Annotated in this window: 13 protein-coding genes and 1 tRNA gene; 7 read left to right on the forward strand and 7 right to left on the reverse strand. The window is 37.3% G+C overall.

Annotated features, from left to right (window positions below):
* Nucleotides 1-82 precede the first annotated feature (82 nt).
* Entirely contained in the window at nucleotides 83-493 is a 411-nt protein-coding gene (gene ybeY, locus ACFEMA_RS01275) for an rRNA maturation RNase YbeY (RefSeq protein WP_411766145.1), read from the reverse strand.
* A complete protein-coding gene (locus ACFEMA_RS01280) occupies nucleotides 486-3,998 on the reverse strand; it encodes a hypothetical protein (protein WP_411766146.1) in 3,513 nt (1,170 codons plus the stop codon). The genes ybeY and ACFEMA_RS01280 overlap by 8 nt, the downstream gene beginning before the upstream one ends.
* Nucleotides 3,999-4,097: 99 nt before the next feature.
* Between ACFEMA_RS01280 and ACFEMA_RS01285 the strand changes: the two genes are divergently transcribed.
* Nucleotides 4,098-5,141 carry an alkane 1-monooxygenase gene (locus ACFEMA_RS01285; protein ID WP_411766147.1) on the forward strand — a complete coding sequence of 348 codons (1,044 nt, stop codon included), beginning with the start codon at nucleotides 4,098-4,100 and terminating at the stop codon, nucleotides 5,139-5,141.
* A gap of 86 nt (nucleotides 5,142-5,227) precedes the next feature.
* Nucleotides 5,228-6,745, forward strand: coding sequence for a glutamate--tRNA ligase (gene gltX, locus ACFEMA_RS01290; protein ID WP_411766148.1), 1,518 nt, complete (start codon nucleotides 5,228-5,230; stop codon nucleotides 6,743-6,745).
* Here the strand turns inward: gltX and ACFEMA_RS01295 are convergent.
* Nucleotides 6,742-7,410 (reverse strand): hypothetical protein, encoded by a 669-nt coding sequence (locus ACFEMA_RS01295; RefSeq protein WP_411766149.1) that lies wholly within the window; start codon nucleotides 7,408-7,410, stop codon nucleotides 6,742-6,744. The genes gltX and ACFEMA_RS01295 overlap by 4 nt on opposite strands.
* A gap of 148 nt (nucleotides 7,411-7,558) precedes the next feature.
* Here ACFEMA_RS01295 and ACFEMA_RS01300 point away from each other — a divergent pair, with 148 nt between their 5' ends.
* Nucleotides 7,559-8,482, forward strand: a complete 924-nt coding sequence (locus tag ACFEMA_RS01300; RefSeq protein WP_411766150.1) for an SPFH domain-containing protein — start codon at nucleotides 7,559-7,561, stop codon at nucleotides 8,480-8,482.
* 33 nt (nucleotides 8,483-8,515) lie between these two features.
* On the opposite strand, the gene ACFEMA_RS01305 is transcribed toward ACFEMA_RS01300, so the two are convergent.
* The 3 genes from ACFEMA_RS01305 to ACFEMA_RS01315 all read right to left on the reverse strand — a co-directional run bounded on the left by ACFEMA_RS01305 (nucleotide 8,516) and on the right by ACFEMA_RS01315 (nucleotide 11,420).
* Entirely contained in the window at nucleotides 8,516-8,719 is a 204-nt protein-coding gene (locus ACFEMA_RS01305) for a hypothetical protein (RefSeq protein ID WP_411766151.1), read from the reverse strand.
* Between the two features lie 147 nt (nucleotides 8,720-8,866).
* Complete coding sequence (locus ACFEMA_RS01310; RefSeq protein ID WP_411766152.1) at nucleotides 8,867-9,361, reverse strand: DUF1761 domain-containing protein; 495 nt, start codon at nucleotides 9,359-9,361, stop codon at nucleotides 8,867-8,869.
* A gap of 55 nt (nucleotides 9,362-9,416) precedes the next feature.
* Nucleotides 9,417-11,420: a glutamine--tRNA ligase/YqeY domain fusion protein gene (locus ACFEMA_RS01315; protein WP_411766153.1), complete on the reverse strand. Its 2,004-nt coding sequence runs from the start codon at nucleotides 11,418-11,420 to the stop codon at nucleotides 9,417-9,419.
* Between the two features lie 78 nt (nucleotides 11,421-11,498).
* On the opposite strand from ACFEMA_RS01315, the gene ACFEMA_RS01320 reads away from it, so the two are divergent.
* The 4 genes from ACFEMA_RS01320 to ACFEMA_RS01335 all read left to right on the forward strand — a co-directional run bounded on the left by ACFEMA_RS01320 (nucleotide 11,499) and on the right by ACFEMA_RS01335 (nucleotide 12,648).
* Nucleotides 11,499-11,900 (forward strand): DoxX family membrane protein, encoded by a 402-nt coding sequence (locus ACFEMA_RS01320; protein ID WP_411766154.1) that lies wholly within the window; start codon nucleotides 11,499-11,501, stop codon nucleotides 11,898-11,900.
* A 53-nt stretch (nucleotides 11,901-11,953) separates the two neighbouring features.
* A complete protein-coding gene (locus ACFEMA_RS01325; protein WP_411766155.1) occupies nucleotides 11,954-12,163 on the forward strand; it encodes a zinc ribbon domain-containing protein in 210 nt (69 codons plus the stop codon).
* A complete protein-coding gene (gene folB, locus ACFEMA_RS01330) occupies nucleotides 12,164-12,526 on the forward strand; it encodes a dihydroneopterin aldolase (RefSeq protein ID WP_411766156.1) in 363 nt (120 codons plus the stop codon).
* 51 nt (nucleotides 12,527-12,577) lie between these two features.
* Nucleotides 12,578-12,648, forward strand: a tRNA-Cys gene (locus ACFEMA_RS01335).
* A 137-nt stretch (nucleotides 12,649-12,785) separates the two neighbouring features.
* On the opposite strand, the gene ACFEMA_RS01340 is transcribed toward ACFEMA_RS01335, so the two are convergent.
* Nucleotides 12,786-13,772, reverse strand: a complete 987-nt coding sequence (locus ACFEMA_RS01340) for an amidohydrolase family protein (RefSeq protein ID WP_411766157.1) — start codon at nucleotides 13,770-13,772, stop codon at nucleotides 12,786-12,788.
* Between the last annotated feature and the right edge of the window lie 85 nt (nucleotides 13,773-13,857).

The following is a 13,857-nucleotide window of genomic DNA, read 5'->3' on the forward strand; positions in this document are numbered from 1 at the left end:
GCCACCATTAAAATCGTTCCACGTGGAACATTCTAAAATTCCAATTATAAAATTTTGCAAATATACATTGAAAGTGTTGAATTTAAGAACGTTTAGAAAGATACTCGTCCTCCTTACTGCGCATCAGTTTTTTATCCTCTTCAGTCTTATCCTTATAGCCACAATAATGCAATACACCATGAACCATGACGCGACTTAATTCATCATTAAAGGACACCTCAAAATCTTTAGCATTATCTTCTACCCTATCTACTGATATATAAACATCTCCGTGTAGTTCTTTTCCTACTGAGTAGTCAAAACTGATAATATCGGTGAGAGTATCGTGATTAAGGAAATCGACATTGATTTTATGTAAATAATCATCTGAACAGAAAATATAGTTGATATCTCCTTCCTTAAACCCTTCAGACATTATAACATTTGAAATCCAATCGGAAAAAATAGCCTCATCCTTTAGCTTAAAGTCAGTTTCGTAATTAAAACTAATCATTCTCGGTTTTAAAATAGGTTTGCACTTTTCTCTTAAATCTTTCGCGCAAAGGTAAGGCTTGGCGATTTAATATTTCAATAGTGTTGAAATACTCTTTTGCCGTTGGTATCTGATCTAAGGCATTATTGTTATAGTTCTTTCTGTTGGTTTTAGATTCCCGCTTTTCATCTTGACCTTGGGTAAAAGTGGCATTCTCTAATTTTAATAGTTGATGCTGAAGATCCATCATTTTTTGAAGCGTCTGATTGGTAAACCCTTTATTAATTAAATCGAGTTCCACTTCTTCCATTTGTTTTATTAACTCACCTGCAGATCCTTTTGTGCCTTCCTTACCTATTTTATCTTGTAATGCCTGTCTTAATTGTTGTTGTTGTTGGTATATTTTATAAAGTTCCCCATTTAGTTCTTCACTACCTCCTTCTCCATAACCTTCTTTGTTTCCCTCCTTACCATCACGACCTTCTTTCCCATTTTCACCTGGTTGACCATTCTCGCCTTGCTGTCCTGATTGACCATTTTGTTGTCCTTGCTGTCCTTCATTACCTTCTTTGCCTTGCTCACCCTCTTTGCCCTCTTGTCCTTTTTCTCCGGGTTTTTCACCATCCTTTTCGCCCTCGTTGCCTTTTTCACCTTCTTCTCCAGGCTTCACTTGGCCTTCTTGCGCCTTTTTTAAAGCCTCCTCCATCTTTTTATTTAACTCTTCTTGGCTGATGATTATATTTTGTAACTGCTCTTCACCTTGCCCTTGCCCTGGCGACATATTCATCTGCATTTCCATATTGTCCAAGATATTACTCAAGAAATCGGATAATTCATTACTAGCAGTTATAGTATATTGCTGTGCTGCAGTTCCTTGATATATACGATTTTCTGACAGTTGGGACAATGCCTTGTCAATATTAAAATAAACTTCTGTAATTTGTTTATTGACCTCTTCTGATAGTTTAGGGTTACGCAATGACAATGCGAACAAACTGTCATCAACATGCTCAAAATGTTCTTTTAAGGTGCTCTGCTTTATAATGAATTTTCCGTACTGATTATGGTTAACATCAATGTCCTTAAACTGATCCATCAATCCTTCTTGGTCAAATGAAAACAGTATTAAGTTGTCTAGTATTTGACGTAGCATCTCGGCATCCTCTTGCATCTGTTCACCGCCACCCGCTCCACCAGACTGCATCATCTGCTGAAACTGTTTACTCATTTGTTTCATCTTTTGAGATGCGTTCTTTTGTTTCTTCTGTGCGTTTTGCTGTTGTTGTTGAGCTTCTTGAGGTTGTTGCGCCTTCTGGCTTTCGGCCTTTTTTTCTAAGCTTTCTTGAGCCTCTTTTTGGTCTTCCTTAATGCTTTTTTCCATTGACGGATCTCTGGGCACATCCATTGGTTTTCTAAGCTTTCTATTCTCGCTTTTAAGCTCTTCAATGCCTTTTTGAATATCCTCAAACTCTTTGTTTAATGCCTTTTGCTTTTCGCTAGTATTTTCTTCTTTTTTGTTCGAAAGCTCTTCTTGTTTTTTGGATAGTTCTTCTAGTTGCTTTGAAATCTTTTCGGCTTTTTTAGTCACATAAAATCGTTTGGTCAGCTCCAAAAGCTGCTGCATGCTCCGCTTTTTGTTTTTATTCTGCTTGGCCAATTCTTCAAGCTTTTGGCTAAACTCTTCTTTGTTGATTTTATCCTTCATCTTTTCAAGCTCTTCTAAAAGCTTTTCATCCTTCTTCAGTTGTTCTTCATTTTCTTTTAAGCGCTCCTTTAAATCCTCCTTAAACTGATCTTGCTCCTCTTCATCTTTTTGAAACTCTTCCAAGTTATCCTGAAGTTTTTTATTGAAGTTTTTCATCAATTCTTCTTGCTCCTTCTGACGCTTTAAAAAGTTTTCGAACTTCTTTTTATCATTAAAATTAAGAGCCTCTTTTTCCTTTTGGGTCTTAGACAGTTCTTCTAATTTTTTATCCTGTTCCTGAAGCTTTTCAAAGGTCTTGTTCATACCCTCAATTGTCTCATTCTGCTGTTGCAACTGTTTTTCTTCCTCTTCGGATTTAGTCAGTTTTCTATAACTAAACACACTACTTTTAATGCGCTTGTAATTATGAATAGCGTCATTATCAAACACTTCAAAATACAACTCGTAAGCCACGCCATCCGTGAGATTTAACTGATTAGGAAATGCGCTTACAAACTCTGTAAAATTAGATTTAGAAACCGTAATAGGCTCAATGGTTTTTTCTGCCTCTTTCCCTACAGGGTGGTAAACAAGGTTTATTTTACTGATGCCATAATCATCACTTGCCTGGCCAAAAAAGTAAAGGCTCTGCTCGTCGATAGAGTCCTTTTCAACCTTCAGGTTTAGTTCTGGATAAGCATCTTTAACCACCTTAATTGAAAAGGCAAGACGTTCATAATCTTTTAAATCGTCATTGCTGGTAGATATGTCGTATTTGTAATTTCTATAAATGCGCTTATTGGCTTGAAACTGGCTATCGTCTGTTTTTTGAAACTGCAGTGTATCCTCTGCATAAATAACCACATCGGTCGTTGACCTTGTGTTTGTTTTCCATGTCACCTTTGTGCCTTCGGGAATGATAGCGTTCCCAGAACTTTTCAAGGTCTCATCTGGCTTTTTGGTATGGCTTGGATAATCCAATTCCATATCGAAATTTAAAAGCGTTGGCACATTTAGTACCTTAAGTTGATATTCTCTAGACGTAATGTCGTTAGCGCTTAGCTCAAAATTGATTGCGCTTTTTGGTTGGGAAAACACATATTGAAACTCCCCAGGTGCCATTTGCTGTAAAAAATACGATTGACCATTAAAAGTGATATTTGCATTCTCAGGAATCACATCCCCAGCAGTTCTTACATTGAGTTTGTAATCCTTATTCTCTATGGCTTCAAGCGATTCGTTGACTACAAAAAACTGAAACGGTGCAGGTGGTTCATAAGCGGTTTTATAATTCACAACACGCTCATAGCTGTCGCTAAACCAGTCTATTTTTCCTGAGATATATGAAACTAATATGATGAATACAGGGATGGCTGCATATTTCAGATATTTAGTGTTCGATTTAAAGTCAATTGCCGTTTGAAAAGGAATGGGGTGTAATTCTTTAGATTTTTGGGCAATACTAGCTAATAATAAGTCTGATTGTGCAGTATTGCCTTTTAACTGTAGTACGTTGAGTAATTTATCATTAACCTCAGGAAAATGACTCCCAATAATTTGTGAAGCCTTGTGGTAATCTATTCCTTTTCTGAGTTTGAATAGCTGAGCCAATGGAAAGGCAATAAACTTAACAAAAAGCCCTAGCTCAACGGCGATAAACACCCAAAACAAAAATGTTCGAGCTGTTGGCCCTAACCAAAGTACATACTCAATAAAGAGTGTGATTAAAAAATACAATAGTCCAATGGCAAAAAATAGAATAGCGCCTTTGAGTAACTCATTAGTGTAGTACTTCCTAATAAATTGCTCTAATTTGTCTTGTATTAGCTTAAAATCACCCATATACACTTCTATAACATACTAAACTACAATTTATTTCAGTTGGTGTTTTGTTAAATTTGATAAGATTCTGTTAATTTAGACGAATGAACCCCTGTTTTTGTGAAAGACCTTAAATATTTAGCGGCATTTTCGATTCCATTAGTGGCTTTGATAGGGCTTATTTTGAGAGGTTCTCTTTTCTGGGCAACACCATTGTATGCCTTTGGTGTTATTCCTTTTCTTGAAATTATTTTTCCTGTTGACCCATCCAACTTAGAAGAAAATCAGGTTGAAAGCAAACTAAAACTAAAACTTTTCGATTGGCTCTTATACCTAAACTTGCCGTTAGTGTTTGGGATTTTAGCCTTTGCTATTTCAATCGTTTTTACAAAAGACCTTACAACTTTAGAGTTTGTTGGGTTAATCACTACTGTAGGGATTGTTTTAGGTGTTAACGGTATCAACGTCGCTCACGAACTTGGACACAGACAAACCACTGGTGAACGTTTTTTAGGTAAAGCCCTTCTACTCCCGTCCTTTTACATGCATTTCTATATTGAACATAACTTTGGTCACCATTTGCATGCAGCAACTCCCGAAGATCCGGCTACGGCACGTTACAATCAATCCGTCTTTTCCTTTTGGTTTACCTCTGTTTTTAGACAATATGTTGGCGCATGGAACATTCAGAAAAAGTTATTAAAACATCAAAACTTAAGCTTTTTTAGCATCAAAAATGACATGCTATGGTTTACCCTTTTTCAATCGGCATACCTCATTACTGTTTTTCTATTGTTTGGCAGTAAAGTGCTTGTCTTCTGCTTACTTTCCGGGATTGTTGGTGTTTTATTGTTAGAAACTGTCAATTATATTGAACACTATGGTTTGTTGCGCCTAAAGACCAGTTCTGGGCGTTATGAGCGTGTCCAAGAAGTGCACTCTTGGAACTCAAACCATGTCATTGGGCGTATTGTGCTATATGAATTAACACGGCATAGCGATCACCATTATAAATCGTCTAAAAAATATCAGGTTCTTGATTGCCACGAAGAAAGCCCTCAACTCCCCTTTGGGTATCCAACTTCAATGATTATTGCTTTAGTGCCGCCTTTATGGTTCAAGGTTATGAATAAGCGCATTCCTAAACGAATGATTTTATCATAGACTCAAACAGATATTTTCATTCTTACAACGCCAGCCTTGTATCTTGAATCTTATCAAACTATCTTTGCACTCCAAAATAATACAGCATGTCTAAGAACGTTCGTGTGCGCTTTGCTCCTAGCCCAACAGGCCCTTTACATATCGGTGGTGTGAGAACCGCTTTATTTAATTACTTGTTTGCTAAAAAACACGGCGGCACTTTTGTCCTTCGAATTGAAGATACAGACCAAAATCGTTATGTCGAAGGTGCAGAAGATTATATTGTCGAAGCTCTTAATTGGTGTGGTATCCCATTTGATGAAGGGCCGAACAAAGAGGCTACTTTTGGTCCATACCGGCAAAGTGAACGCAAACATTTATATAAACAATATGCTGATCAACTTATTCAAAAAGGAAAGGCCTATTACGCTTTTGATACGGCAGAACAATTAGACGCGCATCGCAAAGACCATGACGCTAAAGGAAAGACGTTCATCTACAATTGGCATAACCGGGAGAAAGGTCGTTTAGTGAATTCATTGGTGTTATCTAAAGAAGAAACACAAGCCAAACTTAATGCTGGAGAAGACTATGTGATACGGTTTAAATCCCCACAAGATGAAACATTAGCTCTAACAGATATAATACGGGGCGACATTAGTATCGATACCAACGTTTTGGATGACAAGGTGTTGTTTAAAAGTGACGGCATGCCCACCTACCACCTGGCAAATATTGTTGATGACCATTTAATGGAAATCACACATGTTATCCGTGGTGAAGAGTGGTTGCCATCATTAGCATTACACTATCAATTATATGATGCCTTTGGTTGGGAGGCACCGGAATTTGCACATTTACCTTTAATTCTAAAACCAACTGGAAAGGGAAAATTAAGTAAGCGGGATGGTGATAAATTAGGCTTTCCTGTGTTTCCTCTTGAATGGAAAGACCCTAAAACCGAAGACGTGTCTCTAGGTTATAAAGAAGAAGGATATTTTCCAGAAGCTGTTGTCAATTTTTTAGCCTTTTTAGGCTGGAATCCTGGCACAGAACAAGAGCTGTTTTCTTTAGAAGAACTTATTTCAGAATTTGATTTATCTAAGGTAAATAAGGCGGGGGCACGATTTGACCCAGATAAGACCAAATGGTTTAACCACCATTATATGCAGCAACAATTGGATTTGGATTTAGCAGAAGCCTTTAAGGAAAAGCATAATGAGCTATCTGAAATTGATGTCAATTTTGTCGCTTTAGTTGTTGGGCTTATTAAAGAACGTGCCACTTTTATAAATGACTTCTGGGAGTTAAGCCACTTTTTCTTTGTGTCTCCTTCAAAATATGACGAAAAAGCCTTTAAAAAAGCAATAAAGGATGATACCGTAAGTGTTTTAAGAGAAGTAAAGGCTATTGTGACTCGTATTGAAGAATTTACCGTTAATAACCTACAGGCTCAAATTAAGGGCTGGATTACCACTAACGACATTGGTTTTGGTAAGGTAATGATGCCATTACGCCTTGCTCTGGTTGGAGCGCTTCAAGGGCCTGATGTTTTTGAAATTATGTTTATGATTGGAAAAAGCGAAACCGTAACGCGTATTGAAAGCCTAATAGCTTCTATTTAAAAAGCAACCATCAGCGAAAAGACCAGCATAGATTGATTTCCTTTAAAATTTTCTGAGTTGCCAAGGTTAAAGTCTTGATTGTTCAACTTATTGAGCATATTGGTAAACCCATAGATATATTGCGCTCTTACCTTAACGTTATTAATACCAGCTGTGGCACCTACTGCCCCATTGACGTTAAATTGCGTAATATCTGTAATATCAGCAGCAGTCAGTGAGTTAAAACCATCAATGATGTAATTTTCCTTATTCTCATCTTTCACCTCTAATTTCCCATTGTATTGCAACATTGGTCCGAGATCTAGAGTGAGATGATTTTCAATCAGTTTTACATGCATATTCAAGGCTATCTGAGCGGCAAAAAGTTTGTACTCTACAAATTCAGAATTCCCACCAGATGGTGCTGCGCTAATATCCACATTGTTTTCTGATAGTTGAATGTTATAGCTGATGTTATAAAATTTATGCGGCAAATCCACTAAAGCGGCCATACCGCCAAGCCAACCGTTATTGCTTTGTGTTGTGAAGTTATCTGTTTTGATATCAAAAGTGGTTAACCCACCATAAACACCTATAGTGTTTTGAATTCGGTACCGTTGCGCAAAGGAAACTGTAACAAAAGATAAGGTCAGTGCTACTAATAGAATATAGGATTTGTTTTTCATGTGGAATTTACTGATGGTCACAAACCTAAGTAAAAAATTTGATTTTGTCTCTATACCAAAATCTCAAAGCTTTTCTCAGATTTAATGTCAATCCTAAAATTTAAACTTAACTTTATAACACTTTTTAATAACCATTAAACAATTTACTATGCCTTACTTTTATATACCACTTCTAGTTATTGGAGCCTTGATATTATTGTCTTCGTTTTTTGTTGTAAAACAACAATCAGCGGCAGTTATTGAGCGCTTCGGGAAATTTTTGAGCATCCGTCAATCTGGTCTACAAATGAAAATCCCTTTAGTAGATCGCATTGCGGGTCGTTTAAGCCTTAAAATCCAGCAATTAGATGTTATTATAGAGACCAAAACCCTTGATGATGTTTTTGTGCGCTTAAAGGTTTCTGTACAGTATATGGTGATTAGAGATAAGGTCTATGACGCTTTCTATAAGCTAGATTATCCACATGACCAGATTACCTCCTACGTGTTTGATGTCGTCCGTGCCGAGGTTCCAAAAATGAAATTAGATGACGTATTTGTAAAAAAAGACGATATCGCCTTAGCCGTAAAAGCAGAGTTAAATGATGCTATGTCTGATTATGGCTTCGATATTATTAAAACCTTAGTCACAGATATTGACCCGGATGCACAGGTAAAATCCGCTATGAATCGAATTAATGCTTCTGAGCGTGAAAAAATTGCCGCTCAGTTTGAAGGGGACGCTGCTCGTATTTTAATTGTTGAAAAAGCAAAAGCAGAAGCAGAAAGTAAACGTTTACAAGGTCAGGGTATCGCAGATCAACGTCGTGAAATTGCTCGTGGGCTTGAAGAGTCTGTAGAGGTTTTAAATCGTGTTGGGATTAACTCGCAAGAGGCCTCTGCCCTTATTGTTGTAACCCAACATTATGATACACTACAGTCTTTAGGAGAAGAGACCAATAGTAATCTTATATTGTTACCTAATGCTCCACAAGCAGGGAGCAATATGTTAAACGACATGGTGGCTAGTTTTACGGCAAGTAACCAAATTGGTGAAGCCATGAAAAATTCTAAAAAAAAGAATAACGGCTAGTGCTGGTTAAGACAGTTTTTTTAACCTCTTTTTTTAGGATTCTTTTTTGTATCTGTCAACCATATCCCTTAGCGTCTGAAGGTAGTTCTCAAGGCTTTTGGTATCTACCGTCGGGCTTGAAGTCTTTGCTAGTGTCGTTGGGTTTTCGTCTAAATGCTTGTATAGCTCAGGGTATTCATTTTCAATCTTTCGGGTTAAGCTCGATATTTCCGTAAGTATCTCTTGTGCTGATTTCATAATTTATGATATTGACTATTTCTAAAATACCATATTTTCCGCTCATTTGAAAGCACAGCGGATTAAAATTTGGCTGTGTGTAACAAAAAAGCTGTAATCTTAATCGACTACAGCTTTTGATATTAATGTCTTAAAAATTGCTTTCTTTTAGTGCCAAGCACAAAGAATCCCGCCCATAACAGCTAATGTTACAATCCAATAGCCTGCGTTTACAAAAATATATTTGGCGCTTTTTCGCTCAAACAAGGCTATAGTTCCAATAATTGGTAAAGCTCCAAAAAGACCAAATAAGGTGCCATGGAAAGCTCCATGCTTAAAGGTTCTATAGGCCATGCCATAGTCATTCATAAAGGCGTCAAATGATGGTTTAGCAGTCGCAGGATCACCTCCAACCATACCTAATGCTCCCCACTGGTGGTTTGTAAATTGCATCAATAAAACGGCTAACAAAGCAGCAAAAACAAGAGAAAGGCCAAAAATGATTCCCATTTTTCCGCCTTTCATTTTTTCTTCGGTCATACCAGATTCTCGCATCCAGAGGTTGCCAAAACCGATTTTTGGATTGTACCAAACTGAACCAATAAGTAACGCAGCAATAGCAGCAACGGGTATTGCTATTGGATTAATTGGAAGAACTTCCATAATTATAAGATTTTTTAGTTAGTAGTACACTAATGTACGAAAAAATCCAAATTGGTTACTGTAACGCCTCTGCTTCACTAACAAGAAGTTTATTAGTGTCTTGCAAAGCCTTTTCAATAAATGCGTTTATAGCCTCGTTACGTTCGAGTCCATTTTTAAGCAAAACTCCCAACACTAATGTGACCGCAATACGTGTTCCTGTTTTTTTAACAGCAGTTCCAAATAACGGTTCTAATTCTTCATAAGAGACCTTTTCAGCAAGTTTTAATATTTCGGATTTAACTTTAGCCTGTTTTTCTTCTGGGTAATTGGTGTACTTCTTCCCCAACTGCTGTATGACGCTAATTGCTGGACGTTGTGCCTGTTGCTTTTTTTGTGGATTTTGTTGCGTTTGTTTAGGCTTTTGTTTTGCCCAACTGTCTCGCAGTCCAACTGTTTTGTTAAAGACTAAAGCGTCGCGTTTAGAATCATTATCAACGTTAAAATAGCCTATACGCTGAAACTGGAATCGATCTCCCACTTCAACATCAGCAAGGCTTGGTTCTAGGTAGCCTGTTTTAATTCTTAATGAATCCGGATTCAAGAATTCCATGTAGTCCTTGTCTTTATGGCTGTCTGGAGCTTCGTCCATAAACAAGCGGTCATACTCTCTAATTTCGGCCTTTATGGCATGTGGTATAGAGACCCAATGCAATGTTCCTTTAACTTTCTTATCCGTGTCTGTTGAGTAGGTGCAATGAATTTCTTGTATGTTTCCTTGAGCATCCTTAACCACATCATTTGCTTTGATGATGTAAGCGTTTTTTAATCGAACTTCGCCCCCGAGTGTTAATCTGAAAAACTTTTTGCCAGCCTCTTCCTTAAAGTCCTCTCTTTCGATATAAATTTCTCTTGAAAAAGGCACCTTTCTATAACCCGCACTTTCATCTTCCTGGTTATTTTCAGCTTCAAGCCATTCTTCCTTTCCTTCAGGATAATTAGTAATGATCACTTTTACGGGATCGAGAACGGCCATCACCCGATTTGCTGATTTGTTTAAATCCTCACGGATACAAAATTCTAACAGAGACACGTCAATAATATTTTCGCGCTTAGCCACACCGACCTTATCGGTAAACATTTTAATGGATGCTGGTGTGTAACCGCGCCGTCTTAATCCAGAAATAGTCGGCATTCTAGGGTCGTCCCAACCGTTTACAATACCTTCTTCTACCAAACGCAATAATTTTCGCTTGCTCATAATGGTATAACTGAGATTCAATCGGGCAAATTCACGCTGTTTTGGCATTAAAGGCAATTCGTCTTTGGCATAGCTATAGACATGCTTCTTAAACCAATCGTACAGTTTTCTATGGGGTTTAAACTCTAAAGAACACAATGAATGTGATACCTGTTCTATATAATCGCTTTCACCGTGCGTCCAATCATACATTGGGTAAATACACCAATCATCACCTGTTCTGTGATGCTTAGCGTACATAATTCTGTACATAATAGGGTCGCGCATCAGCATATTGGGATCTTCCATGTCTATTTTTGCACGTAGTACATGTGTCCCAGCTGGAAACTCCCCGTTTTTCATACGTTGGAACAAATCGAGATTTTCCTCAACTGAGCGATCACGATATGGACTGTTGGTCCCTACCTGAGTCGGTGTGCCCTTCTGCTCTGCCATAGCTTCAGAAGACTGACTATCCACGTAAGCCAAGCCGTCTTTAATCATTTGTATGGCCCAATTGTAAAGCGTTTGAAAGTAATCGGAAGAGTATAGTTCCTTGTCCCACTTATAACCCAACCAAGCAATGTCTCGTTTTATGGCGTCCACATACTCTTGCTCCTCTTTTGATGGATTGGTGTCGTCGAAACGTAAATTGACAGGGGCATTGTAATCTTCACCCAAACCAAAACTGATGCCTATGGCTTTAGTATGACCGATATGTAAATAACCGTTAGGTTCTGGTGGAAAACGAAACCGCAAATCTTCTTTTGCCATTTCATTTTTTAGATCCTCTTCTATAATGTGCTCAATAAAATTGAGTGATTTATTCTCTTCTGACATAATGCTTTATAACCTCTGTTGGGAGGTGCAAAATTAGATAATTTTTAATTCATATTTTTACTGAAACTAACAATCATTATGAATACCACTATAGCAACCCTTTTTGCCAGACTTTTACTCGGTTTGATTTTCTTTTGGCAGGGCTTTGGCAAGGTATTTACCATTGGTGTGGCCACTCTTTATGAAAACGGCTTTAAATCCTATGAAGACACTTTTTTACCAACATTTTTGGTAAAATTTACAGCGTATTTTACGTCTTATGGGGAACTGATTTTTGGATTTTTGCTTATTCTGGGACTATTCAGAAAAAAGAGTTACTATGGGTTGGGCTTAATTCTTTTGATAGTCACCTTTGGCCATGGTGTACAAACCCCTATTTGGGATTTACAACATGTTTTTGTTAGAAGTGCCTTCCTTATCTTTCTCTTAATGACATTAGATAAAGATTCTTTCGCATTAGATGTATACTTGAAAAAGTAAAGTAAAACCGTAACTTTTAACTAATTTTTGACACCAATAAATAAAAAGAAAGCATGAGTAACATTAACTATAAATGCCCAAAGTGTAACAACAGAGATTATGAAGTCGGACAGATGAGAGCTACTGGAGGAACGCTTTCCAAAATATTTGACGTACAGAACAAAAAGTTTACATCCGTTACTTGTACAAAGTGTTCATACACTGAGTTTTTTAAAGCAAAGACAAGTGCTTTAAGTAATATATTCGATTTATTTACAACTTAGATGGGACAGATTAAACTAGAAAACATCCGGGTTTTTGCCAATCATGGTTGCCTTACTGAGGAAACCAAGATCGGTAGTGACTACAGGGTCGATTTAGAAGTAGAAGCAGACTTAGAACCTTCTGCAAAGTCTGATAACCTAAAAGACACCGTAGATTATGTGTTTTTAAACAGAGTGGTACGAGAAGAAATGGCTAAGCCTTCCTATTTGTTAGAAACAGTAGCAAAAAATATCATTAACCGTATTTTTAAAGAAGACACCATGGTAACTCAAACTACCGTATGGGTCAGTAAAATAAACCCTCCAATTGGTGGTGATGTGGAAATGGTGACCATTAAAATGAGTGAAGACCGAAAAATTTAAGGCTTTTGGGTATAAAAACTATATAATTTATATATTTGCCAACGATGATAAGGTGTCGTGGCCGAGTGGCTAGGCAGTGGTCTGCAACACCATCTACAGCGGTTCGAATCCGCTCGACACCTCAACTTAACAGAAAGCCTTTGTTTTTTATTTCAAGGGCTTTTTTTATTTTAAAATTTTAAGAAAATTTAGAGTAATGTTATTTCAGTTCGAATCCGCTCGAATCTCGACATAAACGAAGCTGAAGGGCATCTCTTTTTTATTGTGATTTTTTATGCATTTTAATCTCTTCTTTAGAAAGCTCTAAAAAATGTGCCGCATTATTGTAAAATATATCTTCTTTTTGTTCTAATGTTAGAAAGTCTGCTGAGTTAACAGCATCAATTGCATCATCTATGGTTTCAACCCAAATCATTTGGTCCGTCCCAAACATTATTCTTTTTCCAAAGCCTGCGTCAACAAGACCTTTTAAGAAGTGGTGAAATTCTTTTCTAGGCAAAACCCAATCAATAGCACCCAACTCAACATAAACCTGTGGGTGAGCGTACATAAGAGCTTTCATATCGTCCAAATAAGGCCATCCGGCGTGCATTATATAAATCCTCATTTTGGGATGTGATATCAGAATTTCTTCTAGCTGTAAAGGTTTGCCTTGGAATGCCCTTATTTTAGGATACATAAAATAAGCTCCTCCTGGAGGACCACCTGGAAACATGTGGTAGCCTATTGGAATTCCTAATTCTTCAGCCAAATCAAAATACTTTATTAAATGTTCGTCAGTTGGCAACATGCCTTGATAGCTTGGAGCTACTTCTCCCAATACATCCAACTTTCCTTCATTGTGCTTTTGTTTTAGCTCATCAATAGTTAGGTAATGGTTGTTTCCTATTATTACTTTATTGGGGGCAAAATCCTCCCAAAGCTCTCCCTGAGACACCATTGCTTTAACAATATTGTGCTCTTCGAACTTCTCAAAAGTTTCTTCCTTAAGTTGATCCATAGTAGCAGAGGCCATGTAAACTTTGCCTGTCATAGCAAGGTCCATTTCCTGTCCTAACATACTACTGAATGGACTGTTTTTATCAAAAGCGTGGCTATGCATATCTATTATCGGACCAGAATATGTGGTAGTTGCCTTTTCTTTAGCAGTGCCTTTGTTCTTTTCACCTTGCTGAATGCAAGAAACTATTAGTAAAGCTAAAAGCCCTAATGTTAATTTTTCTATAGTATGGTTTTTACTACCCAATTTGTTGTGTGTAAATTCGATACGGAAAAACAATGGTGAATTTCCGATTGAGTACTAAAGATAGTGAAAAGGCATTAAATTTAGA

The sequence above is a fragment of the Winogradskyella sp. A3E31 genome, assembly GCF_046720935.1.
Lineage (GTDB): Bacteria > Bacteroidota > Bacteroidia > Flavobacteriales > Flavobacteriaceae > Winogradskyella.